General features: G+C 67.5%; 25 protein-coding genes and 1 tRNA gene. 15 read left to right on the top strand and 11 right to left on the bottom strand.

The window, feature by feature from the left end; genetic code table 11:
* Positions 1-182: 182 nt before the first annotated feature.
* Positions 183-1,799, top strand: a complete 1,617-nt coding sequence (locus tag ABZ562_RS03640; RefSeq protein WP_361474018.1) for a DoxX family membrane protein — start codon at positions 183-185, stop codon at positions 1,797-1,799.
* 71 nt (positions 1,800-1,870) lie between these two features.
* Here ABZ562_RS03640 and ABZ562_RS03635 read toward each other — a convergent pair whose 3' ends face one another.
* The 3 genes from ABZ562_RS03635 to ugpC form a co-directional block, all read right to left on the bottom strand.
* Positions 1,871-2,683, bottom strand: coding sequence for a nucleotidyltransferase family protein (locus ABZ562_RS03635; protein WP_361473505.1), 813 nt, complete (start codon positions 2,681-2,683; stop codon positions 1,871-1,873).
* 101 nt (positions 2,684-2,784) lie between these two features.
* On the bottom strand, positions 2,785-3,204 hold the full coding sequence (locus ABZ562_RS03630; RefSeq protein ID WP_361473503.1) for a hypothetical protein: 420 nt from the start codon (positions 3,202-3,204) through the stop codon (positions 2,785-2,787).
* A 225-nt stretch (positions 3,205-3,429) separates the two neighbouring features.
* Positions 3,430-4,566 carry a sn-glycerol-3-phosphate ABC transporter ATP-binding protein UgpC gene (gene ugpC, locus ABZ562_RS03625; RefSeq protein WP_361473500.1) on the bottom strand — a complete coding sequence of 379 codons (1,137 nt, stop codon included), beginning with the start codon at positions 4,564-4,566 and terminating at the stop codon, positions 3,430-3,432.
* Between the two features lie 178 nt (positions 4,567-4,744).
* On the opposite strand from ugpC, the gene ABZ562_RS03620 reads away from it, so the two are divergent.
* Both ABZ562_RS03620 and ABZ562_RS03615 read left to right on the top strand, forming a co-directional pair.
* Positions 4,745-4,817 (top strand) — tRNA-Thr (locus tag ABZ562_RS03620).
* Positions 4,818-4,935: 118 nt separating this feature from the next.
* Complete coding sequence (locus ABZ562_RS03615) at positions 4,936-5,478, top strand: NUDIX hydrolase (protein ID WP_361473497.1); 543 nt, start codon at positions 4,936-4,938, stop codon at positions 5,476-5,478.
* Here ABZ562_RS03615 and ABZ562_RS03610 read toward each other — a convergent pair.
* Positions 5,475-6,083, bottom strand: coding sequence for a hypothetical protein (locus tag ABZ562_RS03610; RefSeq protein ID WP_361473495.1), 609 nt, complete (start codon positions 6,081-6,083; stop codon positions 5,475-5,477). The two genes, ABZ562_RS03615 and ABZ562_RS03610, sit on opposite strands and share 4 nt — an antisense overlap.
* 268 nt (positions 6,084-6,351) lie before the next feature.
* Here ABZ562_RS03610 and ABZ562_RS03605 point away from each other — a divergent pair, with 268 nt between their 5' ends.
* Genes ABZ562_RS03605 through ABZ562_RS03595 form a run of 3 tightly spaced genes read left to right on the top strand, consistent with a single transcriptional unit; the run spans position 6,352 to position 10,510 of the window.
* A complete protein-coding gene (locus ABZ562_RS03605) occupies positions 6,352-7,440 on the top strand; it encodes a tyrosine-type recombinase/integrase (protein ID WP_361473492.1) in 1,089 nt (362 codons plus the stop codon).
* Complete coding sequence (locus ABZ562_RS03600; protein ID WP_361473489.1) at positions 7,437-9,959, top strand: site-specific integrase; 2,523 nt, start codon at positions 7,437-7,439, stop codon at positions 9,957-9,959. The genes ABZ562_RS03605 and ABZ562_RS03600 overlap by 4 nt, the downstream gene beginning before the upstream one ends.
* Positions 9,956-10,510 (top strand): DUF6262 family protein, encoded by a 555-nt coding sequence (locus ABZ562_RS03595; protein ID WP_361473486.1) that lies wholly within the window; start codon positions 9,956-9,958, stop codon positions 10,508-10,510. Before ABZ562_RS03600 ends, ABZ562_RS03595 begins: the two co-directional genes overlap by 4 nt.
* 257 nt (positions 10,511-10,767) lie before the next feature.
* On the opposite strand, the gene ABZ562_RS03590 is transcribed toward ABZ562_RS03595, so the two are convergent.
* The gene (locus ABZ562_RS03590; protein WP_361473483.1) at positions 10,768-11,361 is read right to left on the bottom strand and encodes a short chain dehydrogenase; all 594 of its coding nucleotides are present in this window, start codon (positions 11,359-11,361) and stop codon (positions 10,768-10,770) included.
* Between the two features lie 14 nt (positions 11,362-11,375).
* Positions 11,376-11,819, bottom strand: a complete 444-nt coding sequence (locus ABZ562_RS03585; RefSeq protein ID WP_361473480.1) for a nuclear transport factor 2 family protein — start codon at positions 11,817-11,819, stop codon at positions 11,376-11,378.
* A 103-nt stretch (positions 11,820-11,922) separates the two neighbouring features.
* Here ABZ562_RS03585 and ABZ562_RS03580 point away from each other — a divergent pair, with 103 nt between their 5' ends.
* Positions 11,923-12,864 (top strand): LysR family transcriptional regulator, encoded by a 942-nt coding sequence (locus ABZ562_RS03580; protein ID WP_361473477.1) that lies wholly within the window; start codon positions 11,923-11,925, stop codon positions 12,862-12,864.
* 83 nt (positions 12,865-12,947) lie between these two features.
* On the opposite strand, the gene ABZ562_RS03575 is transcribed toward ABZ562_RS03580, so the two are convergent.
* Positions 12,948-13,583 carry a hypothetical protein gene (locus tag ABZ562_RS03575; protein WP_361473474.1) on the bottom strand — a complete coding sequence of 212 codons (636 nt, stop codon included), beginning with the start codon at positions 13,581-13,583 and terminating at the stop codon, positions 12,948-12,950.
* A 162-nt stretch (positions 13,584-13,745) separates the two neighbouring features.
* On the opposite strand from ABZ562_RS03575, the gene ABZ562_RS03570 reads away from it, so the two are divergent.
* From ABZ562_RS03570 to ABZ562_RS03560, 3 genes are all read left to right on the top strand, one after another.
* A complete protein-coding gene (locus ABZ562_RS03570) occupies positions 13,746-14,189 on the top strand; it encodes an ATP-binding protein (RefSeq protein WP_361473471.1) in 444 nt (147 codons plus the stop codon).
* A gap of 342 nt (positions 14,190-14,531) precedes the next feature.
* Positions 14,532-15,056 (top strand): hypothetical protein, encoded by a 525-nt coding sequence (locus tag ABZ562_RS03565; RefSeq protein ID WP_361473468.1) that lies wholly within the window; start codon positions 14,532-14,534, stop codon positions 15,054-15,056.
* Positions 15,057-15,700: 644 nt separating this feature from the next.
* Entirely contained in the window at positions 15,701-16,039 is a 339-nt protein-coding gene (locus tag ABZ562_RS03560; RefSeq protein ID WP_361473465.1) for a hypothetical protein, read from the top strand.
* Between the two features lie 239 nt (positions 16,040-16,278).
* Here ABZ562_RS03560 and ABZ562_RS03555 read toward each other — a convergent pair whose 3' ends face one another.
* Positions 16,279-16,677 (bottom strand): hypothetical protein, encoded by a 399-nt coding sequence (locus ABZ562_RS03555; RefSeq protein WP_361473462.1) that lies wholly within the window; start codon positions 16,675-16,677, stop codon positions 16,279-16,281.
* Positions 16,678-17,166: 489 nt separating this feature from the next.
* Between ABZ562_RS03555 and ABZ562_RS03550 the strand changes: the two genes are divergently transcribed.
* From ABZ562_RS03550 to ABZ562_RS03540, 3 genes are all read left to right on the top strand, one after another.
* On the top strand, positions 17,167-17,571 hold the full coding sequence (locus ABZ562_RS03550; RefSeq protein ID WP_361473460.1) for a hypothetical protein: 405 nt from the start codon (positions 17,167-17,169) through the stop codon (positions 17,569-17,571).
* Positions 17,568-18,314: a hypothetical protein gene (locus ABZ562_RS03545; protein WP_361473457.1), complete on the top strand. Its 747-nt coding sequence runs from the start codon at positions 17,568-17,570 to the stop codon at positions 18,312-18,314. The genes ABZ562_RS03550 and ABZ562_RS03545 overlap by 4 nt, the downstream gene beginning before the upstream one ends.
* 373 nt (positions 18,315-18,687) lie before the next feature.
* Positions 18,688-18,927, top strand: a complete 240-nt coding sequence (locus ABZ562_RS03540) for a hypothetical protein (RefSeq protein ID WP_361473454.1) — start codon at positions 18,688-18,690, stop codon at positions 18,925-18,927.
* A gap of 383 nt (positions 18,928-19,310) precedes the next feature.
* Here ABZ562_RS03540 and ABZ562_RS03535 read toward each other — a convergent pair whose 3' ends face one another.
* From ABZ562_RS03535 to ABZ562_RS03525, 3 genes are read right to left on the bottom strand one after another with little or no spacing between them, the layout of a single operon-like run.
* The gene (locus ABZ562_RS03535; protein WP_361473451.1) at positions 19,311-19,739 is read right to left on the bottom strand and encodes an arsenate reductase ArsC; all 429 of its coding nucleotides are present in this window, start codon (positions 19,737-19,739) and stop codon (positions 19,311-19,313) included.
* Positions 19,732-20,844, bottom strand: coding sequence for an ACR3 family arsenite efflux transporter (arsB, locus tag ABZ562_RS03530; protein WP_361473448.1), 1,113 nt, complete (start codon positions 20,842-20,844; stop codon positions 19,732-19,734). Before arsB ends, ABZ562_RS03535 begins: the two co-directional genes overlap by 8 nt.
* Positions 20,844-21,245: a metalloregulator ArsR/SmtB family transcription factor gene (locus ABZ562_RS03525; protein ID WP_361473445.1), complete on the bottom strand. Its 402-nt coding sequence runs from the start codon at positions 21,243-21,245 to the stop codon at positions 20,844-20,846. The genes arsB and ABZ562_RS03525 overlap by 1 nt, the downstream gene beginning before the upstream one ends.
* A 78-nt stretch (positions 21,246-21,323) precedes the next feature.
* Here ABZ562_RS03525 and ABZ562_RS03520 point away from each other — a divergent pair, with 78 nt between their 5' ends.
* Together ABZ562_RS03520 and ABZ562_RS03515 are read left to right on the top strand one after the other, a co-directional pair.
* Entirely contained in the window at positions 21,324-21,794 is a 471-nt protein-coding gene (locus ABZ562_RS03520) for an ArsI/CadI family heavy metal resistance metalloenzyme (RefSeq protein ID WP_361473442.1), read from the top strand.
* A gap of 180 nt (positions 21,795-21,974) precedes the next feature.
* Positions 21,975-23,015, top strand: coding sequence for a hypothetical protein (locus ABZ562_RS03515; protein ID WP_361473439.1), 1,041 nt, complete (start codon positions 21,975-21,977; stop codon positions 23,013-23,015).
* The last annotated feature ends 98 nt before the right edge of the window (positions 23,016-23,113 follow it).

The following is a 23,113-nucleotide window of genomic DNA, read 5'->3' as shown; positions in this document are numbered from 1 at the left end:
GCGAGGCGTACGTCCCCACCAGCCCCCACTCCGGACGATCTTGACGGTCCCCCGACAGATCACACCGTCCCCGGCAGTGTCTTTCCCGCCGGTCACTCGGTTAGTTGAGCGTGGAGACCAGAAAATTCCGCACGCCCCTGGCGGGACGCGCGCCGGGATTCGACGACGAACCGCAGCTGACCATGGCCAAGGTGCCGTGTGATCCTGCGAAGGTCGCCGTCAATCCCCCCAGCTTCCGGGTGCAGCTCGCCTCCCCGGTCGTGAGCAGCGCGCTGGCGGACACGGCCCGGCACGCCGGTATCGGGACCGGGGCCGTGCCCCGGCGCCGCCCGCCCGTGGTGTGGAGCGGCCGCACCCGGCCCGGCGGGGACACGGCGGCGACCCGACTGCTGCAGGCCGTGCGGTACTCCGAAACCGTGGACGGCCCCGAGGACGTGGGCACCACGCAGGTGCTGCCGCGGGTCACCTTCGACGACGGCCCGCCCACGGTCATCGGGCCGCGCAGCCCGCGCCGGGACCCGGCGCCGGAGACCGGACGGCCGCCGAGGCCGGGGGAGACCGGACGGCCGCCGAGGCCGCGGGAGTCGGACGCCACGCACCGCACCGGCCCGACGCCACGCGTCCCCCGGCCCCACGCGGCCCAGCCGGCCCGCCGGATGCCGCAGCCGGCCCACCGAACTCCCCACCCCCACCGGACCCCCCAGGTCCCGCGCCCCCGGCGCCCCTCCGAGCAGGTGCGGCACGCGTACTACCCCGACCGCCGGATGAACCTGGGCGTCGTCCTCCTCCCGCTCCGTGTCTTCCTCGGCTTCATCTCCGTCTACGCGGGCATGGGCAAGCTCTCCGACCCGGTCTACTTCGACGGCGGCGAGCGCGGCTCGATGGTCACCTGGCTGCAGTCCCTGCACCCCTGGCCGATCGCCGAGCCGCTGCGCGACCTCGCCCTGGAACATCCGGTGGGCGCCGGGCTGACCGTGGCGTTCCTGCAGATCGTGGTCGGCGTGCTCACCGTCCTCGGGCTGTGGCAGCGGCTCGCGGCCTGCGTCGGCGCGGTGCTGTCCGCCGCGCTGATCCTCACCGTGAGCTGGCGCACCGTACCCGTCTACGACGCGCCCGACATCATCTACCTCGCCGCCTGGAGTCCGCTGATCATCGCGGGCGCCCCCGTCTACTCGGCCGACGCCCGCCTCGCGGGCGAGGCCTGGCGGCGGCTCGGCCCGCGCGTCGAACTCTGGGCGCTGCGGCGGCGGGTGCTGCGCCGGGGCACCGTCATGGCGATGGTGGTGGCCGGTCTCACCCTGCTGCTCGGCTCGATGATCGGCGGCGCCGTACGGTCCTCGGAGACGGTGCGCGCGCCCGAGCCGCGCGAGGTGCCGAGGAACAGCCTCCCCGGCTCGCCGCTGCCCCGGAAGCCCGAGACCAGCCCGCGCGGCGGGGTGGGCGGCGCGGTGGACACCCCCGGAACCCCCTCGCACCGCGCCCCGTTGGGCCGTCCGACCCACTCCGCCTCCCCGTCGGCCTCCGCCACCTCCGGCAGCCCCAGCGCGACGGGCCCGGCGAGCGGCTCCGGCAGCCCCGGTGAGTCGAGGCGCGGCCACCGTACGGCCCCCCGTACCCCGAACCGGCCCGCCGCCCCGATGACGACCCCGGGCGGCCCGGACCTCGACGGCACGGGCGTCGGCCTGGGCGGTACGAGTTCGGAGGGTGGCGGTCTGGGCGGTGGCGCCCCGGCGGCCGACTCCTACGACGAGGGCGAACCGGCCCAGGAGGAGGCGGCGTTGGGCGGCCTCCTCGGCTGACGGCCGTACGCTGCGTACGCGAAAGGGCCCTCCGCGCGGAGGGCCCTTTCCCGTACGTGACGTACGGGGGCTCAATCGTGCAGCGGCTTGACCGGTGTTGATTCCAGCGAGCCGCGACCGGTCGGGGGAGGGCCGGCGGAGAGTTCCTTGGCGGCCTCGGTGAGGTCCTTGGCGGTGTCGATGGCCCGCCAGTACGCCCCGTGGGGCAGCGGAAACCCGGCCAGCCGCCGCTCCCGGGCGAGCCGCGGGAACGTCGTCCGCTCATGGTCGCCGCGCCCCGGCAGCAGTCCGGTGAAGGTGGCGGAGAAGACGTACACGCCCGCGTTGATGAGGTACGGGGAGGGCGGCGACTCGATGAAGTCGAGGACGTGACCGAACTCGTCCGTCTCCACCGCCCCCCAGGGGATGCGCGGCCGGGCCAGCGCGAGCGTCGCGACGGCGTCGCGCTCATGGTGGAAGTCGGCCATCTCGCGCAGCGAGAAGCGGGTCCAGATGTCGCCGTTGGTGGCGTACCAGGGCTGATCGGGGTGAGGGAGCCGGGCGGCGGCGAACTTCAGGCCACCGCCGCGGCCGAGCGGTTCCTTCTCGACGACGGTCGTGACGCGCAGCGGCAGCTCCGCCGACTCCAGCCAGTCCTGGAGGACGGCGGCGAGATGGCCGCAGGAGACGACGGCGTCGGTGACCCCCTCGGCGGCCAGCCAGGCCAGCTGATGGCCGATGATCGGGGTCCCGGTGCCCGGGATCTCGACCATCGGCTTGGGGCGGTCGTCGGTGTACGGACGCAGCCGCGAGCCCTGGCCTCCGGCCAGGACGACGGCCTGTGTGGGGCGCGGGGGGTGCGGGTGGTGAGCGTGGTGCCCCGGCCTGTGGAGGTCATCGGTCATGGATCGCACCATATGCGGTGGCGCGGTGACCGCACGGGGAGTGGAGCCGGGTGTGGCCGGCGGAGGTGTGGTGCGCGGTGATCCGGTGCCCGGCGGTCTGGTCAGCGGTACGCCTGGGTGATGCCGGACGCGAACGAGGTGTCGCAGACGGGACGGGCGTACGCCTGCGCCTGCTTCGTCCCCCCGTACTTGGCGACCGCGGCGCGGCCGAGCGCACGGGCGATGTCCGCGCAGTGCCTGGCCAGCGAGGGCCGTTCGTTCGTGGCGACCTGGAGGTGGGTGAGGGCCACCGCCGGGTCCTTCTCCTGCAACTCCGCGAGCAGCCGGTCGCGCAGCAGCTCGTGCGGGGCGCGGTGGACGGCGCGGGTGGAGGCGCGGTCGGAGGAGGCGGTGAGGATCTGCGACTCGGCGCTCGGCGAGGCCCACGGGACGCGGGTGACGGCGAGCGTTCCGGAGAGGACGAGCACGACGGGGAGGACGAGCGCGAGGGTTCTGCCGATACGGCGGGCTGCGGTGTTCACGGGAGGGATCGTAGCGAGGAGCGATGATTTGGCGACATTGAGTCACCGTGCCGGGTGATGGAAACCCGTAGTCGGTCGCAGACGTGTTGACGAACACGATCGAAAAGACCGAAATGTCGAGGAATTTATCGACAACACCACAACGCCATGTGTCTGGCTTCCCCGCACGAGAAAGGCGCCGCCCCCGCACACCGCGGTGGACGACGCCTTCCCTCAAGCCCCGGCTCAGTCGCTGAGCCGCTCCCCGGTGGAGGTGGAGAAGACGTGGGCCTCACCCGGCTGCGGCACGACGTGCAGCTGCGCGCCCTTCTCCGGCACCTGGCGGCTGCCGACCCGGATCACCAGGTCCTTGCTCTCGCCGCCGACCTCGGCCGAACCGAAGACGTACGCGTCCGCGCCCGTCTCCTCGACCACGTTGACGGTGATCGCGAGACCGGCCGGGGCGTCGTCGGCGGCCTTGGACAGCGTCTTCGCCGCGCCGCCACCCGCCTCCACCACGTCGAAGTGCTCGGGCCGGACACCCACGGTGACCGTACGGTCTCCCTTGTCGGCCGCGGCGGACAGCGCGTCCCGGTTCACCGGCACCACGCTGTTGCCGAACTTCACACCGCCGTCGATGATCGGCACCTCGACCAGGTTCATCGCGGGGGACCCGATGAAGCCCGCCACGAAGAGGTTCGCCGGCCGGTCGTACATGTTGCGCGGCGTGTCGACCTGCTGCAGCAGCCCGTCCTTGAGGACGGCCACCCGGTCGCCCATGGTCATGGCCTCGACCTGGTCGTGCGTGACGTACACCGTCGTGATCCCCAGCCGCCGCTGCAGGCTCGCGATCTGCGTACGGGTCTGCACACGCAGCTTGGCGTCCAGGTTCGACAGCGGCTCGTCCATGAGGAACACCTGCGGCTCCCGTACGATGGCCCGCCCCATCGCCACCCGCTGCCGCTGACCACCGGACAGCGCCTTCGGCTTGCGCTCCAGGTACTCGGTGAGGTCCAGGATCTTCGCCGCGTCCTCGACCTTCTGCCGGATCTCGGTCTTGTTGACCCCGGCGATCTTGAGCGCGAAGCCCATGTTCTGCGCGACGGTCATGTGCGGGTACAGCGCGTAGTTCTGGAACACCATGGCGATGTCCCGGTCCTTCGGCGGCAGGTGCGTCACGTCCCGGTCCCCGATCCGGATCGCCCCGCCGTTGACGTCCTCCAGCCCCGCGAGCATCCGCAGCGACGTGGACTTCCCACACCCGGAGGGACCGACGAGTACGAGGAACTCCCCGTCCTCGATGGCGATGTCGAGCTGATCGACAGCGGGCTTCTCGGTGCCCGGGTAGATCCGGGTCGCCTTGTCGTACGTGACAGTGGCCATGGTGATCTGGTCCCTTCACCGGCAGGAACGTGCCGGACGATCCGAGTAAAGGTAGGGGTCTAGTCCACTTGAAGTGGATTGGCGTGACGCTATACCGCCCACCCCCACCCTGTCTCTACTCCGGACACCACAATTTTCGAACGGAGCACCCCGGTGTGGTGGGTACACTGCTGGGGACGCCGACTTAGCTCAGCTGGTAGAGCACCGCTCTTGTAAAGCGAAGGTCGTCGGTTCGAACCCGACAGTCGGCTCTGCGCGAGAGCTGCGCGAACGCCCCGGACGGCCTCCCGTCCGGGGCTTCTGACATTTCCAGCCGACATCAGCGGCGGTGACATGCTGAGCCCTGTGTCGTCGAAGAGGGGTGGGCTCATGCGGTGGACTGTCCATGGCGAGCGGCAGATCTACAGCAACCCGTGGGTGAACCTGTGGCTCGTGGACGTCCAGCAGCCCGATGGGCGGCGCTGGGAGCACCACGTGGTGCGGATGCGGCACCTGGCCGTCGCCGCTGTGGTCGATGAGCACAAGCGGGTGCTGATGATGTGGCGGCATCGCTTCATCACCGACGCCTGGGGCTGGGAACTGCCCATGGGCCTCATCGAGCCCGGCGAGACTCCGGAGCAGGCTGCCGCGCGCGAGGTCGAGGAGGAGACGGGCTGGCGGGTGGAGGCGGTCAAGCCATTGGTGTACGCCCAGCCCGCGAACGGCATCACCGACTCCGAACACCACGTCTTTCGCGCCGACGGCGCGACGTACATCGGCCCGCCGACCGAGCAAAACGAATCGGACCGCATCGAGTGGATCCCGCTCTCGGAGATCCGCGGAATGATCGACCGCCGCGAGATCGTCAGCAGCGGCAGCCTGGTCGGCCTGCTGTACCTGCTCCTGGACGAGGCCACCCAGCCCGCTGTCTAGCCCAGCACCTCACGCATGCGCTGCTCGAACCTGATGACCGATGTTTCGCGGGAGTAGGGCGTCAGCCGACGGTGGAACTCGTGGATGTGTCGCACGACCCGGGGTGAGTCGATGACGGCGGTGAGGTCGAGCGCGAGCCCCGCGCTGCCGCAGGCGTCGTCGAGCTTTCCCTGCTGGAGCTGAGCGCTGGCCAGCCAGAAAGCGTGGAGCGCCCGGCCGCGCTGCCGGGACGCCGTCTCCCGGCGCAGCCCCTCGGCGATCAGAGGTTCGGCTTGCTGTGCCTCGCCGAGCCGGGCCAGGGCGATACCCGCGTCAACCAGAAGTTTGGCTTCGTCGAAGTACTGAACCCAGGAGGGCGCTTCGTCTTCACAGCCCCGGGCGAGCTCGTACGCGGCGCGGGAGCGGCCGATCGCCTCGTGGCAGGCGGCGGCGTCGTCCAGGGCCGCGTGGCCGAACGCCTCGCGCATGTGGAGCATAGACATCACCAACGGCTGGTCACCAACGGCTCGCACGGCGTCCTGAGCCCTGCACGCCAGGGCCACCGCATCCAGGGGGTTGCCGTCGTAGGTCGCCTGCAAGCTCATGCAGGAGAGTACGTTCGCCATGAAAAGGCGATCCTCCTGCCCGTGGGAGAGCGTCAGAGCTTGGGCGAAGTAGAGCCGGGCGGTGCTGTACTGACGCGCATCGAAGTACGCCCAGCTCGCGGTTATCTAGAGGTGGGTCTTGGCGTGAGGGACATTCGGGCAGGACTCACTCTTCCGTGTGGCTCATCAATATCTGATAGGTCGTTGGTACGTCTGGCTCGTTAGGCCGTCCGTGAAGTTTCATGCGGAGAAGGCCGTGCTGCCCGGAGCTGTACCTGGAGTGGCCTGGGTGGTCGTCGATGAGCTGTATCAACTGCAAGAGGAGGCGAGTACCTACCTGGAGGCTCTACGGGGGCAGAGCCGCTCGGTGAACACCGAACGCACCTACGCCAGCCGCCTTGCCCTGTACCTGACCTGGTGCGACGAGCGAGGACTGGACTGGGCCGACCCGGGATTCGAGAATCTGCTGAGATTCCGGGACTGGCTTGTCAGCACCCCGCTTCCGCCTCGTGGAGCGAAACCCCCAGTCCGTCCCCGGTTCCGCAAGGACTCCAGCGCGGACGCCGTACTTGTCACGATGACGGAGTTCCTCCGCTTCGGTGTCGGTCGGAACTGGGTGCCGGCGGGGGTCGCCGATTCGCTGTCCCAGCCGCGTCGTCTGCGGTTTCTCCCGGCCGACTTCGAGACGGGCGAGGGCGGGCGCTTCCGCCAGGTCCAGACGCGAACGCTGAGGTTCAAGACCGCCGATCCGGGCATCGAGTGCTTTACTCCCGAACAGGTCCAACTGATGATCCGGCTGGCGCGCAATGCCCGGGACCGGTTCATGGTCGTGCTGATGCGCGCGACAGGAATGCGCATCGGCGAGACCCTCGGCATGCGCCGCGAGGACATCCATCTGCTGGCCGACTCCCGCGTGCTGGGCTGCCACGTTCGCGGTCCGCACGTTCATGTCCATCGACGCCGCGACAACGTCAACGGGGCACTCGCCAAGTCGCACAGGTCACGAGTCATCCCCGTCACGGACGAGGTTGCCGACCATTACCGCGAATACCAGTGGGAACGCGACGGCGTCGGGGAGGCCGCCGCCGAGAGCGACATGGTCTTCGTGAACCTCTACCGGGCCCCGCTGGGCCGGCCGATGAGCTACCCCAATGCGAAGCAGATGTTCGACCGGCTGGGCAAATGGGCTGAGATCGTCGCCAGGCCGCACATGCTCCGTCACACGGCAGCGACTGAATGGGTCGCCGAAGGCGTCCCGCCCGACGTCGTACAGGCCCTCCTTGGTCAGGTCTCACCGTCTTCGCTCAAGCCCTACCTGCACACCAGCGACAAGCGGAAGCGGGAAGCCGTCGAACGCGTTGCGGCGGGAGCGCGATGACCGCCGCCCCGATCGGCTCCGTAACGGATGTCCACGCGTCCCGTCCGCTGCCGTTCTCCGTCGACTGGGTCGGCTGGCGACGTTGGTTGGGCGATCAGCTTGATCCTCACTGGCGCCCCGGGGAGTGGAATGCGCAACAGTGGTTGTTCACCGGGGACTTCGCCAACCCGCGGACCACGGTCTGGAAGTGCCTCACGCCGGCCTGCCCCAGCGGTCTCTACGGACGACGCAGCCGCTGCGCACCCTGCACACGCGACCACCGCGCCAGCGGGCAAAGCTGGGACGAGTTCGACGCTTCGTTCATTCCCGAGCGCGGCCAGCGCCGCGGCGACGATCCCGAGGACTGCGCTGTCACGCGGGACGGCGAGCGGTGTGGACGCACGGCGCTGTCGAACGGCGTCTGCCTGACCCATCTGCAACTCTGGCGTGACGTCTACCGACCCAAGGGGTGGGACAGCGCCATTGACTGGGGGCGCCAGGGCGGCGCCACTCCCTTTCCCGTTCCGCCATCCTGCTCGGTGGGGGCTTGCGGCAACAAGGCCCTGCATGAACGGACACCCTTGTGCATCTACCACCTACGCCGCTGGAAGAAGGCAAGCGGCCTCGGGAACACCGCCACACGCGAGATGCTGGCCTGGTCCGCGAACCAGCCACCGTTTCTGAGTTCCCACCGCTTCTCGCTGATCGAGCTGCCGCCGCTGCTACGGCTGGAGATCGCCTACGCGATGCAGCACCGGGACGAGTTGGGGCACAACCTCGATCCCCGCACCATTCGCCAGATCGTTGCCGGTCTGGTCATCAGAGACACCAGTCTGGTGCTCCGCGATGACCATCTCGGCGGCCTCTACGAGACACAGCTCAGCCCGCACGCGGTGTTCCGTCAGCTGGCCTGGTCGGTCCGCCGCGGCTTCGTCGCCTTCTCCGGCGACGACCCGTGGGCAGACACCGTCATCGACCTGCGGGCCGCAGGGCTGAAATCGCGGACCAGGACCGGGCGCCGGAAGCAGGCCGGGACCGCTGATCTGACCGGAATCCCGCAGGGATGGCTGCGGCAACTGCTACGACGGTGGACCGAGGCCGAGCGCCCTTCCAGCAACGAGTTCAACCGATGGCATCGAGGTACCGTGCTGGCCGCCCAGGGCATGAACCGACTGCCCGGCGGCGGAGCCGAAATTTCCGAACTCGACTTCACCCACATCCAGGCCGCCTTCGAGGAGATCGCGGCGGCCCGCAACAGCAGGACCGGAAAGCTTTGCGCGACCAGCTACCGCACCAAGATGCTCAGCTGCTTCTTCGCCTTGCTGGACTTCGGTCGGCTCACGGGTCAACTCGAAGAAGCTCCGGGGATGTTCGCCCGCCACTCCTCGCACCGTATCCCCCAGGAGGACACCAACGAAGACGAGATCGGCCGGGCCATCCCGGAGCACGTCATCCGCCAGCTCGACGCCCAGCTCGACTCCTTCCCCGTCGACGCCCACTACGGAGACCTTGATCCCGAAGAGGTGCGGGCGATGTTCCGCGCCGTCTACGTCGTCCTGCGTGACTGCGGCCGCCGCCCGACCGAAGTGGCCTCCCTGCCCAGGAACTGCCTGGAGCGCGAGGGCGATGAGGTGTCCTTGATCTGGAACAACAACAAGGGCCGCCGGATGCGACGGCGCCTGCCGATCGTCACTGAGACAGTGCAGACGATCGAGCGATGGCAGAAGATCCGCGACCAGGTCGACGCACCTTCCCACAGCGAAGCCCACCTTTTCCCGGCGGCCACCGACGTGGCCGGTCTGCCGCACCTGAGCTGGATCACTCTGGGAGCGACGTTGCGCAAGTGGGTCGACTCGCTGCCCGAGTTGGGCAGCGGAACCTTCGACACCGACGGCAATCCGCTGCCGTTCGACAAATCGCTGATCTTTCCCTACGCGTTCCGGCACTCGTTCGCCCAACGGCACGCGGACGCCGGCACCCCGCTCGACGTGCTGCGGGACCTCATGGATCACGACGATCCCCGCACCACGCTCGGCTACTACCGCGTCTCCCTGAAGCGGAAGCGCGAGGCCGTCAAGACACTCAGCCTCCAGGTCGTCGACCGGCGCGGAGCCGCCTCTCCGTGCTCGCCGCTGGCCTATGAACAAAGATCGGTGGCCGTCCCGTTCGGCGGCTGCACCGAGCCATCCAATGTCAAGGCCGGCGGCCAGGCATGCCCGATCCGTTTCCAGTGCTCTGGCTGCGGGTTCTACCGCCCCGACCCGTCCTACCTCCCGACCATCGAGGACCACATCAACAGCCTGCGAGCCGACCGCGAGACCGCGCTGGCCATGGACGCGGCCGACTTCGTCGTCGACAACCTCACCGCCCAGATCGTCTCCTACGAGGAGGTCACGGAGAGGATGCGCCAGCGGATGGCGAGCATGCCGGACGAAGAACGCGCAGAACTGGAAGAAGCGGCCGCGGTCCTGCGTCGTCTGCGGGCAGGCGAAAGCCGCAAGTTGCTGCCCCTCACCGTGATTCAGCAGGGCAAGAAGTGAGCGCCGCAGCACGTACCCCGACCGAGGTCCTCGCGGCTTCCCGCAGGGCCGACAGCCTCCAAAAACGGCAGCGAGCCCTGGACGTCGTCCAGAGAATGCTCGCCGACGGCGAGCCCATCACCTTCACCACAGTCGCCCGCACCGCGAAGGTCTCCACCTGGCTCGTCTATGCCGAAGGCGTGCGCGAGCACGTTGAAGCGGCCATCCGCCAGCAGGAACACGAACCTGTCGTCGCACGATCAGACGGTCGCCAGGCCAGCCCGGCCAGCCTGAAGTCCGACCTGCTCATGGCCCGCGAGGAGATCACCGCCCTCCGCCAGGAACGTGACCGCCTTCGCGAAGCCGTCCGCCAGCAACTCGGTCGGCAACTCGACCAGGTCGGCAACCAGCAGCTGACCGCGCGCATCTCCGAACTCACCAGTACCAACAGGCGACTTGAACAGGAGATCGCCCAGCTTCAGCCGTTGCAGGAGCGAGTCGACGAACTCGCGAAGGACCTGGCAGCTGCCCGCAGCAGTCTGCGCAAAATGATCCGCGCGGAGAACGCCTGACCCACACATCCGCCTCTGCGCCGGGGCCTGGCCAGCAGCTTTCCATGCTGGTCAGGCCCCGGCCACCGCGTGCCGCACCGCATCCCGTCGAACAGGCCGCGACGGACAACAAGCCCAGGCCCACACGCCTCCGGACACGGCAACCGCGCACCATCCGTCTCGCCCCCGGAGGCCTTGTCCTAACTGCCCTGCTCATGGGGCGGGGACCTCCTGAGCGTCGGTAGCGACGTCACCTTTGACTGCCGACTCTCCGAGTGTCAGCGGGGCGACGGGGTCAAGGTCTGCCCCTGCATCGATCCTGTGACCACCTGGAGATAGGCATGGACGACATCGCTCAGCAGCGTGCCTCCCTGGCTGTCCATGCCGAGCTTCTCGAGGGTCTCCTTAACCCAGCCTGGGCTGACGACGTTCACTCTCAGCCCGCGGGGCATCTCGATGGCCGCAGCCTGGACGAAGGCCTCCAAGCCGGCATTGACGAGAGCACCGAACGAGCCGCCTCGCGTCGGCTCCTTGAAGACGCCGCTGGTGAGTGTGACGGAACCGCCATCCCGCAAGTGGTTCAAAGCCCGGCGCAGCAGCATCACCTGCCCCAGCAGCTTGCCTTTCAGACCGAGAGTGAACTCTTCGTCGGAAGGGGATGCGAGCGGCGTCAGCTGACCGCTGGCCGCGCAGCAGATGACCGCGTCCACCTCGCCGACAGTGTCGAAGAGGGTGTCGATGGAGCCCGGTATTTCCAGGTCTACCCGTGTGCTGCCGTTGCGTGAAGCCCGTATCACCTCATGCTTGGTCTCCAACGCGTCGGCGACCGCGCGGCCGATGGTGCCTGTCGCCCCGATAACAATGACCTTCACGTCGATTCCGCCCGTTATCGGGCGAGGCAGGCTGGAAGGGGCGCCAGCGGGAAGTTGGCCCAGACGTAGGTGTCCATCTGGTGCTGGTCACCGCTGAGGTTGACCACTCGATCGACCTGGCCGTCGGCGTCGAAATGCCACACCAATGCCCACATCGTGTCGACCTGGCCCACGCCTTGGGTCGTCCAACCTCGGTGGACGTCGACGACGTAATCACCGTTGCTGCCCAGGAACACGGGCTCGGCCTGAAAGCCCGCCTTACCGAGCTGGTCGAAGAAGCTGACCACCTCGTCCAGTCCGCGCTTGGTGCCCGAGAGCGGGTGGTGACCCGGGATGCTCCACTCGATGCCCGGAGCCAGAATCGCGCTCATCGCCTTGACGTCATTGGCCGCGTAGGCAGAGAAGAAGTGGTTGATGGCCTCGACCTTGGGGTCGGACACGGCTTTACTCGTCGTCACCTGGATGCTCCCCGATGGGTTTGTACCGGCTGCCCGGTCGCGTGATCAACGATCCCGCCAGTCCGCCGCAGTCGTCCAATACCTGCTTCCATAACCTGGCGGCATGGATATCGACACCCGTCTGCTGCGCTACTTCGCCGCAGTGGTCGAGGAAGGCAACCTCACGCGGGCCGCTGAACGGCTCTACGTCTCGCAACCCGCGCTGACGAAGCAGATCCGGCGACTGGAAGCCCAGCTTGGCGTGGGCCTGTTCGTCCGTTCCCGCGCCGGGATGACCCCCACCGAGACCGGGGAGGCTCTAGCCGCACACGCCGCCGCCGTGCTGACCGCTTGGGAACATGCTCTGCGGGTCACGCGAGCCGCCACGACCCGGGCCGCACGCACGCTACGGGTCGGCTTCGTCGCCAGCGCCGCCAATGAGCACACCCAGCTGATCATCGCCGACTTCGCACGACGCCGACCTGGTTGGCGGGTCCAGATGCGGCAGGCCGAATGGACCGACCCCACCGCCGGGCTGGCCACCGGCGAGGCCGACGTGGCGCTGCTCCGCCTGCCAGTGCCCGAGAAGAGCGACCTCAACCTCGAAGTTCTGCTGACCGAGCCACGCTGGATCGCCTTGCCTGCAGGCCATCACCTTGCGGCGAAGGACCACATCAGGTTCCAGGATGTGTACGACGAACCGTTCGTGGCGACCCCCGCTGAATCGGGGGCATGGCGCGACTACTGGCTCGCGACCGATGAGCGCGAAGGCCACCCAGTTCGTATCGGCGCGGTCGCACACCACCCCGACGAATGGCTCAACGCGATCGCCCACGGCCAATGCGTCAGCCTCACCCCCGAAGCGACCGCCCGCTTCTACCAGCGCCCCGACGTCGTTTACCGACCCGTGACGGGCGTCAGCCCCAGCCAGATCGGTGTCGCCTGGCCCCGCACCCAACCGGTTGACGACACCGCCGATGCCTTCGTCCTCAGCTGCCGCGCCGTATGCAACGGCGGCCGCCTCGCAGACCGGTGGTCCTCAGACGAGACTCACCCTCCACAGTGACAACATCATGGGACCACAGCACAACGTGACTTACGTGCCTACTACCGATACAGCGCCTTGACCTGCCAGGATCCCTTACAACTCTAGATAACCGCGAGGCGGGCCAACTCGGCGGCGAGAGTCTGAAGCTGCGGCCTCAGCGCGTCGCAGGCCGAGCGCAACATCTGGGTGACGTACCTGAGGTGGCCCAGAACGGCGGGCCGTAGAGATGTCCCGCCGTGTTCGTCGTCGTGGCGCCAGTAGTCCTCCACGGCGGACCTCAGCGCGACGATGGTGGAGGGACCGACCCGCCCATCGGCCAGCGCCAGGACCTCGTCGAGGCCATCGCCGGGCGTGGAGGTGGCCGACGGATGTTCGTCAGCGGGCCACGACGCCGGCTCGGGCCTCTGGTCGGGCTGGTCGGTCGCGGGTTCAGGAGCTGAGGAGGGAATCTCCCACGGTCGGTGAGCGAGGCCCAACATCCCTCCGGGGATACGAAGCCCGTCGGATACCCGCTCGATCACATCGATGTGGGCCAAGGCGCGCCGTCCGGCCATGATCTCGCCCACCCTGCTCGGCGTCATCCCGCACCGGGCGGCGATCCGCGAAGGGTAAATCCCAGCTTTCAGCTTGACGAGCCGGAAGATACGCGCGAAATCACGCCTCCGGCATGCGTCCTGCCACTCCGGGCTGGCCAACAACGCTGCTGGAAGCGCAGGGTGAGGCTGCGAATCGGGCACTCGGGCCCCTCTTCCTCGTCCCGCGACAGCGGGCAATCCGGGCAGTGAACCGCTGACGATTTTACCCACGCTGGGTAATCACCATGGCCTGTTTCCGTAGTCTCCGTTGCGGTGGGCTGGCCCCCTTGAACCACCACGTGACAAGGGGACGCCATGCTCCCGATGACCATCCGTACTCCACAGCAGCCTGCTGCGCGGCAATGGAAGGTGCAGTTGCCGTCCACGCCCAGATCCGTCCGCCTCGCCCGTGATCAGGCAGGCAGAACGCTCCACGATTGGGGCTACGCGCAGGAAGCCATCGACCGGCTGCTCCTGGTGTGCAGCGAGCTGGCCACCAACGCCGTACGCCATGGCCACGAGCGCGGTCACCTCTTCGAAGTCCGTCTCCACGACGAGGGCGCCAGTTGCCTCGTCCAGGTCTCCGACGCGGCAAGTCGCCGTCTGCCCCACTGCGTGAAGGCCGACGAGGACGACGAGCACGGCCGCGGCCTCGAACTCGTTCTGGCCTTGTCCGAGGAAGTCGGCCACCACCCCCGAGACCCGATCGGCAAGACCGTCTGGGCCCGCCTCGTCCTGGATACGCCGGAGGAGGAGCCCAACCTATGAACTAACGGCTGCTCTCTCCTCACCGGCGGCGACCCTCCGCACCCGCCGCGCGGCCCGGCCCCGGCCGGGCCTGTGCTCCTGCCTACCGCCCCGCTCAGCGCCCCCCCGTGACACTCGGCGCGCAATCCGAAGCAGTGGCCCGTCAGGTGCAGTCAGCAACTCAAACCGCCTCGCTGAGGCGCCCCCTCCCGCACAGCGGACACTCCGACGTAGCAGCACGGCCAGATCCACGCGCCCAGTTGGCCCGCTAGAGCGTGCTTTGGAAACGGATATCGGCGCGGCACGGCGTTCGACCTGTGGACGCCGGTGGTTTCGATGGTGGGCGTGGGTGTGGGAGGGGCAATGAGGTATCTGACCCAGCGCACGACGCAGCGGGCGGCCGACCGGGCTGAGGAACAACGACGGGCTGCGGCGCTGGCGGAGGAGCGACGTGCCGAGCAGATCAGGACCGTGCTGGAGTTCATTCGTTTCGCCTTGGAGGCCGAAGGTGTGGCTCATGCACGACCGTCCCTGTGGGAGGTCGGTGATGAGTGGTACCGGACGGCCAGGCCAGCGATGGACGGTCTGCGTATAGCCGAGAACGGCGTCCAACTGCTGTGCCCGGCCGGCCTTCACTCATCGACGACCGCTTACGCTCGTGCCTTGAACCAGGCGGTCTGGCAGGAGGGCGACGGGACGAGCCTGGCCGAGCGCCTGGAGCCGTTCAAGGCGGAGTTCCTCGCCGTTGCACGCCGCAGCCTGAGCCTGACATCGCAGGTCACAGCCACTCGTGCCACCCTCAGATGCGCCCGGGGTCGGTGGCTGGTGGCGGTCGGCCTCCGAGTCTTGAACAAGCCGTTTCGGAGGTTTCCCGAGCTTCTGCCATGAATGATCGGGTGCGAAGCGAACGCGTACGGGACAGGTTCGTGGACCTGCGACGTGCGATCGGCCGACAGCAACGCATATCAGCGGCAGCGGACTTTTTACAGCGGACGCGGCATGGAGGGGTGACATGGAAGGCCTGACGATCGAGTGCCGTGACGCTGCTGGGCTCGCAGAGGTCTGCTCGGAACTGTTGTCCGTGTACGCGGATCGGCTGGGCGATGAGTTCCACAGTGTGGAGCGCTTCGACGAGCGGCTGGGATGGAACACGGAAGTCCCCGGATTCGGGGCGGTGGTCGGCCATGCGGCTGGAACACCGGTGGGATGTGCCTTCGGATGCACGTTGCAGCCAGGTACTGGCTGGTGGAGTGGGCCACGAACAGCGGCGAACATGGGCGAATGCCTGCGGACCGTCAGCGCAGGTGAGGAGCGCACCGACCCAAGGCGGCACCCCCACCCAAGTTGCTTCGGGACGAAGCGGTCTTTGCCTCCGGCGGATGCACCAGCAGTACAGCAGCCAGGTACAGCAACCGACTCCGGCCGACGGCGTCTCTGTACGGCCGTAGCGCAACCGGTATGACCGCAGTCGACCGATCCACATAGAGCTACGGATCAGATGCTGAGCCTCTGCAGCAGGGCATCATGGGCCCGTGGGGATCGACGTGGAGCTGCACTCAGCACGGCCAACGCGTAACTGGCGCAAGTCCCGAGCGACGCTGCTGCAGAGTTCGTACGGGCGCGGGGACGCGTTGGCCGATGCGATCGGCTCGCTCCGGCTGCTCGGAGTGCCTGGGCGGCTGACCGCCGTGGATCCGTACGGGGATGCTCTGATGAACGAGCAAGAGTCCGCCGCTGCTCTCGGTGAGATCCCCGATCTACGGCAACGGTGCACCGATGAGCGTCAGCTCGCTGCCTTGGACGATCTTGCAAGGTTGCTGGAGCATTGCGCCGGCACTCCAGGCAGCTATCTGTGGTTCCAGGGCGACTGAAGTTCGTGCCCCATCCGTGCCCGATCGACCGGGAACTCACGGGGGATCACGGTCACTAGCAGGCACCACGCATGGTGAAGGCCCCCGACCGATGTTCCTGGTCAGGGGCCGCTCACCTGCGGTGGGTGTGGGATTTGAACCCACGGTGACATCGCCGCCACGACGGTTTTCAAGATCGCTTGCACCTACGGCTCGGTGGACAGCGCCGCAACCGAAGACGGTGTGACCTTCGTCCGCGCTCAGGCTGCGGCTTCGTCGGGGCCCTCGTCCTCGTTTTCGTCCTCGTCTTCCGAGGAGCCGCCGCGCTCATAACCCGAAACAGGAATTTCGCGGCCGTCAGCGAGCCTCCTCGTGTATCCGGACACCGAGTGCCTGACGGGCGGTTTCCGCTGCTCGTCCTCCTCCACAGAGTCGGCGGCCGACCCGATGTCCTCGGCACCCTCAGTGTCCTCAGTGTCCTTCTGCTCCATGGCCTGCCTGGCGACCACGATTGCCACGGCCACGGCCATGCCGCCGACTGCGCCGCCCACGGCGCGGATCGTCGTCCTGTGCTTCCCGTACCAGTTCTTCGTCTTCTCGACGAAGGAGGTGGGCTCGCCTTCCTCGGAGGTGGGCTCGCTGAGCGTGGAGTCTTTCACCCGCACACATCTACCGGACCCCTCCCCTACTTGTCAGGCAATCGTCAGACATCGCCCGATCAAGTCTTCTTCCTCTTCGGTGCCGCATGCCTCACACTCGACGCGCTTAACATGCTCGGTTCCTGAGGGCAGGCCCCGCGGGAGTCCGCGCCGCCCTCAGGTGAGGGTCTAACTGCGTGACAACGCCAGCGGACAACGACGGACGGACGCGAACGCCATTGGACCCTCAGCGCGGGTAAGCGGCACACCAGCCCAAGGCCGAGCACTCGCCCAAGTTGCTTCGGGACGAAGGAGTCGAAGCGGCCGGGGGCAACCGTCTAGCTGCGAACACGCCTTCAACAGCGGTTTTCGGTCAGCGCCCTGCATTGCCCAGCCCCTGCTATGGCATGGCCAGTACAGTCAATCGGTTCTGGCGCGCGCAACGACCCCAACTAGGTCGCACCGACCCGCACGAGCGCGCCATCCGCCAGCCGAAGGGGGAAGCAGCTTATGTACGAAGAAGCAGTCATGGCCGTGAGTACAGGAGCTGCCAGCGGAGTCCTCTCCTACCTGCTCCAAGGCCAGGCCGACGCTTTGCGCACTCGGATCTCGGCTATCTTCCGTCGCGGTGGCAACCCTCAAGAGGAGACCGCTGCCCTACAGGTACTGAACGAGCAGGTGGAAGCCCTGGCCCGGCATGAAATCACGGGGCGCACTGTCACAGACGCCTGGACCGAACTGCTTGCCGCCTTTCTCCAGGCTCACCCCGACGCCCGAGCCGACATCGAGGAACTCAAAACGACGGCACCGACGAAGACGGTCAACATCGGCTCACAGCACAACCACGGTTCTGGGGCCTTCATCGGCAGCGACCACTACGGCGACATCAACATCAACACCCGAGACGGCCGATGACCACCGACGACGCGGCGCCTCCAGAACAACGCCACGTCCAGATCAACTCCGGCGACGGGGCCTTTGTCGGCCGCGACCACCACGGTGACATTAATATCCATCACGAGATCGACCCGCAAACCAGGGTCACGCTCACGAAAATTGGGAGGATCGCGCCTGGGCTGTCCCAGATGCTCGAACAGGCCCTGCGAGACGGCGTCATCTCCCCTGAAACGGCAAGCCAGCTCTCATTGGCCGCCCGGAGTATCAACGAGGACGTCGCCGGCCAGATCTCGCGCGCTTCCCGGAGTATCAACGAAGACGTCGCTGGCCTACTCGGTCATGCAAGCAAGAGCATCAACGAAGACGTCGCCTACCAACTGAGTCTCGCCGCGGAACAGCTGTCCAGCGCCTCCAAGAAGCTCGACCTTGACAAGCTCGACCACATGGTCAGGCGTCTGGAAGGGCTTCTCGGCCCTCAAGGCGGCAACAATCTGCACAGGGTTGCCACCCGGTTGGAGGGCAGTCTGAGCGAGCTCAGCGAGGAAACGCACCGGGTTGGAAATCTGAAGGGACGCAGCCCTCAGACGGGCAAGCTAGAGCAGGTGACCATGTCGCTCGCTGAGATTGCGAGGCGCGTAGAGGCAAGGGTTACCCCACCCCCGCCGGTGGTTCTGCCCGACTGGGAAGGGCGGTGGCGTTGGCTTGGCATAGGCGTCCTTTTTGGGATCGCCATATCGATCGTGGTCGCGACCTACTCGTAGCGCGAAGGGCCGTGACGGACTCACTTGTGGTCTCGATCATGGGACCCAAGTCGCTGGGAGAAACCTGGGAGAAGATCTTATCCCGGAGACGCCCACCTGGGCAGGAGTAAGCACTCAGCCAGATCGCCACGGTCTCAGTTTCCGTCTCATTCAACACCGTTCGTGGACGTTCAGGCGAGACCAGAGGCCCATTCCTGCACACCGACCAACCGCCCATGAACGCAGATGAACGCCCCCGCGCGCACCCCGCCACCCCACCACCACAGTTGGAAAGCGTGCGCCCTCGGCACCTGAGGGTCGCTGAGGTACGAGATGCTTGGGTATGGCCCCTGAACTCAGCACTGTTCCGCCGACGACCACTCACGTAAGTGTCGTGGCTGATGGAACCACCAGAGACTTCAGGTGGGAGGAGGGCGCACGCATCGAGGTTCGCAACCTCGGCGGAGAGATCGTCATCGAGGCCAACGCCGCTGGGCTGAAGACCCTGGCCAGCCACCTTCTCACACTCGCCCAGGACGGCACACCGGACGGCGTTCACCTCCACTTGGAAGAGAACAACGGACTTGAAGAGGGCTCAGCAAGCCTGATCCTGGAGAGGTGCGACGACGAATGACTCGGGCCGGACGCGCGCCAGATCGTCCGGGGAACCACAGGGAATAGCGGGGAATCAGCCGACCCTCCACCAGGCGTCTGCATCCCTCCGCAGCAGGTCAACTCCGGAGTCAGCCCTAAATGCCTTAGCTTCCCAAGCTCAGGGCCTGTAGCAGGGGGTACGGCTAGTCGATGAAACTCCCCTCACTGGCCCGGCTCGAACGGGCTGTGGACTGCGCCCCGGACGGCCTCCCGTCCGGGGCGTTCGATATCCGCGAGCGGTCGGTGTGGCTGTGAGGGTGCCCGGCGTCGAGCGCATCCGCAACGGACAAGCGTGGAGGGTGGGTGGGCTGAGACCGCGGCCCTCATGGCCGTGCGCAGCTCATGGTCGACTCCGTATGCCGGTCACCGGGGGTCTCCGGCGACGATCTCGCCGATCAGGCTTTGGACGCGGGTGCGGATCTCGTCGCGGATCGGCCGTACCGCCGCGACGCCCTGGCCGGCCGGGTCTTCGAGGTTCCAGTCCAGGTAGGTCTTCCCGGGGAAGTACGGGCAGGCGTCGCCGCAGCCCATCGTGATGACGACATCGGAGGCTTGGACCGCTTCGGCGGTCAGGACCTTTGGGATCTCCGCCGCGATGTCGATGCCGATTTCCGCCATCGCCTCGACCACGGCGGGGTTGACGTGCTCGGCGGGTGCCGAGCCGGCGGAGCGGACTTCGATGTGGTCGCCCGCGAGGTGGATGAGGAAGGCGGCGGCCATCTGGGAGCGGCCCGCGTTGTGGACGCAGACGAACAGCACGGACGGCTTCCCGTGCTTCAAGGGGTCAGACATGGGCGGCGCCTTCCTCGTTGGGCGTGTGCTCGGCGGTCGCGGCGGTGGGGTGGGGGAAGTGGCGGCGGGCGGCCAGGGCGACGTAGACGAGGCCGATCAGGACGGGGACCTCGATGAGCGGGCCGACGACTCCGGCCAGGGCCTGCCCGGAGGAGGCGCCGAAGGTGGCGATGGCGACGGCGATGGCGAGTTCGAAGTTGTTGCCCGCGGCGGTGAAGGCCAGCGTGGTCGAGCGGGGATAGTCCAGGCCCACGGCCTTGCCCAGTGCCATGGATCCGGCCCACATCACGGCGAAATAGATCAGGAGCGGTAGCGCGATCCGGACTACGTCCATCGGCTGGGAGGTGATCGCGTCCCCTTGGAGGGCGAACAGCACGACGATCGTGAACAGCAGCCCGTAGAGCGCGAACGGGCCGATCCTGGGGATGAGTTCGGTCTCGTACCAGGCCCGGCCCTTGGCCTTCTCGCCGAGGCGCCGGGTGAGGAAGCCGGCCGCCAGTGGGATGCCGAGGAAGATCAGCACGCTGCGGGCGATATCCCACACGCTGACGTCGAGACCGGTCTGTTCCAGGCCGAGCCAGCCGGGCAGCACGGTGAGGTAGAACCAGCCGAGCGCGGAGAAGGCGATGACCTGGAAGACGGAGTTCAGGGCGACGAGGACGGCGGCGGCTTCACGGTCGCCGCAGGCCAGGTCGTTCCAGATGATGACCATGGCGATACAGCGGGCCAGGCCGACGATGATCAGGCCCGTGCGGTACTCCGGCAGGTCCGGCAGGAGGAGCCAGGCGAGCGTGAACATGATCGCCGGGCCGAGGACCCAGTTCAGTACGAGCGAGGGGATCAGCAGGCGTCGGTCCCGGGTGACCGTGTCGAGGCGGTCGTAGCGGACCTTGGCCAGGACCGGGTACATCATCACCAGCAGGCCGAGCGCGATCGGCAGGGAGACGCCGGTGACGGTCACCTTCGCCAGGGCGTCACCGAGCCCGGGAACGAGCCGTCCCAGGCCCAGACCGGCGGCCATCGCCAGCAGGATCCACACCGCGAGGAAGCGGTCGACGAAGGACAGGCGCGCGGCAACCGGCGCCGTCATGGATTCGGCGGTCATCAGGCGTCCACCGCCGTCCCGGCACGGTCGGGCAGCGGCTGCCCGGTGGGGCGGGTGAGGATGCCGGCGAGCCGGTCGGTCATCTCCGGCAGCAGCCAGTAGTAGACCCAGGTGCCCCGGCGTTCGCAGTCGATCAGCCCGGCCTGCCGCAGCAGCTTCAGGTGATGGGAGATCGTCGGCTGCGACAGGTCGAAGGCGGGAGTGAGGTCACACACGCACACCTCGCCCCCGGCCCGGGAGGCGATCATCGACAGCAGCCGGAGCCGGATCGGGTCGCCCAGCGCCTTGAACACCTTGGCCAGCTCGACCGACTGCGCCTCGTCCAGGGGGGCGGTCAGCAGTCCTGGGCAGCATCCGTCGACGCTGTCCTGGCCCACCACCGTGAGGTCTTGTTTCGACATGCTTCTATGTTGACGTCTTTCGATCCAAGGTGCAATCTTGAATCGAAGAACATCGATGTAATGAGATGGGGGACGGTCATGTCTCGCGTGCAGCTCGCCCTTAACGTGCCCGACCTCGACGCTTCGGTGGAGTTCTACTCGAGGCTCTTCGGTGTGGAGCCAGTTAAGCGCCGCCCCGGGTACGCCAACTTCGCGATCACCGAGCCGCCGCTGAAGCTGGTCCTGATCGAGGGCGAGGCGGGCCAGGAAACCCGGCTGGACCACCTCGGCGTCGAGGTCACCTCCACCGACCAGGTCAGCGCCGCCACCGATCGCCTCAAGGGCGCAGGGCTCGCCACCTTCGAGGAGAACGACACCTCCTGCTGCTACGCCCTCCAGGGCAAGGTCTGGGTCCACGGCCCCGGTAAGGAGCCGTGGGAGGTCTACGTCGTCAAGGGCGATGCCGACCAGATGGGCAAGAGCGCCGCGCTCGACACCGCCGACGCATGCTGCGCCGGCGAGCCTGCCCCGACGGAGGGCCCTCAGGCCGCCACGAGCAGCGAACACTGAGGCAACGACCGGACCCGTTTGGCGGCACACCAGGTGAGGGCGCGATCACCTGTCGTTAGAAAGAGAACGTCATCTAGCCATCCCGGTTGACCAGCGTGGCTGCTTGCTGCCGGTGATGCGCCGCTTCACTCCAGCGCTGAGGAAGGCGTAGCGATGAGGTTCATTTCGCGGTCCGGCGCCATGACCGTCGCGGTCGGTGCGGGGCTCTCCCTCGTGGTCCTGCAGACCGGGTCGGCCAGTGCCGCCCAAGACATTCGAGTGCGGTGCAACGACATCCCCGGCCTGGTGAATGCGATCAACCAGGCCAACGCCAACGGTGGTCGCATCACGCTTGCATCCCGCTGCACCTACACACTGACCACGCCGGACAACCCGGACGATGGGCTTCCCGAGATCACCGGTGATGTCACCATCTCCGGCAACGGTTCCACCATCCGACGCGACCCGGACGCCACGGACAGCTTCCGCATCTTCCATGTGGTGTCCGGTGGCACGCTCACCCTGAAGTCGCTCACGGTCAGCGGCGGCGTCAGCAGCGACTCTGGCGGCGGAGCCCTCAACGAGCAGGGCACGCTGAATCTGAACAACACCGTCTTCAAGGATAATTTCGCGGTTACCGGTGGTGGCGTCTCCAACAACGGTGGACAGCTCCACCTCGACCGCACCACCGTCGAACGCAATACCGCGGCCAGCTTCGGTGGCGGAGTCCTCAACACCGGTAACGGCACACCCACCGGCAACGGCACCATGACGATGAAGGGCGGGGCCCTGATCAAGAACCGAGCCGTCACCAGCAATGGTGGCGGTCTGGAGAACCAACTGGGCACCGCGACCCTGGAGTCCGTATCGATCAGGGGCAACACCGGCATTGAGGGTGGTGGCATCCGCAACGTGAACACCTCCACCCTGAACCTGAAGTCGACCACCCTCAAGGACAACATCGCCGTGAGAGGCGCGGGCCTCTCAAACCTCGGCCCCAACGCCACCGCGACATTGGTCGACAGCCTGATCACACGTAACACGGCGATCACCGCTGGCGGCGGCATCGACAACCAGTCGGGCGGGCAGGTGACGCTCACCCGCACCAAGGTCGTCAACAACACCCCGGACAACTGCGCCCCCGAAGGCAGCGTCCCCGGATGCACCAACCCCACCGGGACTCTTGACCTGCCCCCCAAGCAAGGTCTCCGGTCCGACGACGACGTCGAAGACCCCAAGTGAGCCGCCTGATCCGAACCGCGGCCATGAGCTCCTGACCACAACGACGCAGAAGGGCGGGGCCCACTCACCGGGTCCTGCCCTTCTGCGCGCGTCCGGCT

The organism is Streptomyces sp. NPDC019937 (genome assembly GCF_040631655.1).
Lineage (GTDB): Bacteria > Actinomycetota > Actinomycetes > Streptomycetales > Streptomycetaceae > Streptomyces.
This window is presented reverse-complemented; position numbering and strand designations above follow the sequence as displayed.

What these genes read in the sequence shown, in the direction of transcription:
- ABZ562_RS03535 (WP_361473451.1), bottom strand. Translation starts at nt 19,739, where the DNA reads ATGTCTGACCCCTTGAAGCACGGGAAGCCGTCCGTGCTGTTCGTCTGC.
- ABZ562_RS03640 (WP_361474018.1), top strand. Translation starts at nt 183, where the DNA reads ATGGCCAAGGTGCCGTGTGATCCTGCGAAGGTCGCCGTCAATCCCCCC.
- ABZ562_RS03515 (WP_361473439.1), top strand. Translation starts at nt 21,975, where the DNA reads ATGACCGTCGCGGTCGGTGCGGGGCTCTCCCTCGTGGTCCTGCAGACC.
- ABZ562_RS03520 (WP_361473442.1), top strand. Translation starts at nt 21,324, where the DNA reads ATGTCTCGCGTGCAGCTCGCCCTTAACGTGCCCGACCTCGACGCTTCG.
- ABZ562_RS03550 (WP_361473460.1), top strand. Translation starts at nt 17,167, where the DNA reads ATGTACGAAGAAGCAGTCATGGCCGTGAGTACAGGAGCTGCCAGCGGA.
- ABZ562_RS03610 (WP_361473495.1), bottom strand. Translation starts at nt 6,083, where the DNA reads ATGGCGAACGTACTCTCCTGCATGAGCTTGCAGGCGACCTACGACGGC.
- ABZ562_RS03545 (WP_361473457.1), top strand. Translation starts at nt 17,568, where the DNA reads ATGACCACCGACGACGCGGCGCCTCCAGAACAACGCCACGTCCAGATC.
- ABZ562_RS03525 (WP_361473445.1), bottom strand. Translation starts at nt 21,245, where the DNA reads ATGTCGAAACAAGACCTCACGGTGGTGGGCCAGGACAGCGTCGACGGA.
- ABZ562_RS03615 (WP_361473497.1), top strand. Translation starts at nt 4,936, where the DNA reads ATGCGGTGGACTGTCCATGGCGAGCGGCAGATCTACAGCAACCCGTGG.
- ABZ562_RS03570 (WP_361473471.1), top strand. Translation starts at nt 13,746, where the DNA reads ATGACCATCCGTACTCCACAGCAGCCTGCTGCGCGGCAATGGAAGGTG.
- ABZ562_RS03600 (WP_361473489.1), top strand. Translation starts at nt 7,437, where the DNA reads ATGACCGCCGCCCCGATCGGCTCCGTAACGGATGTCCACGCGTCCCGT.
- ugpC (WP_361473500.1), bottom strand. Translation starts at nt 4,566, where the DNA reads ATGGCCACTGTCACGTACGACAAGGCGACCCGGATCTACCCGGGCACC.
- ABZ562_RS03565 (WP_361473468.1), top strand. Translation starts at nt 14,532, where the DNA reads ATGAGGTATCTGACCCAGCGCACGACGCAGCGGGCGGCCGACCGGGCT.
- ABZ562_RS03635 (WP_361473505.1), bottom strand. Translation starts at nt 2,683, where the DNA reads ATGACCGATGACCTCCACAGGCCGGGGCACCACGCTCACCACCCGCAC.
- ABZ562_RS03580 (WP_361473477.1), top strand. Translation starts at nt 11,923, where the DNA reads ATGGATATCGACACCCGTCTGCTGCGCTACTTCGCCGCAGTGGTCGAG.
- arsB (WP_361473448.1), bottom strand. Translation starts at nt 20,844, where the DNA reads ATGACCGCCGAATCCATGACGGCGCCGGTTGCCGCGCGCCTGTCCTTC.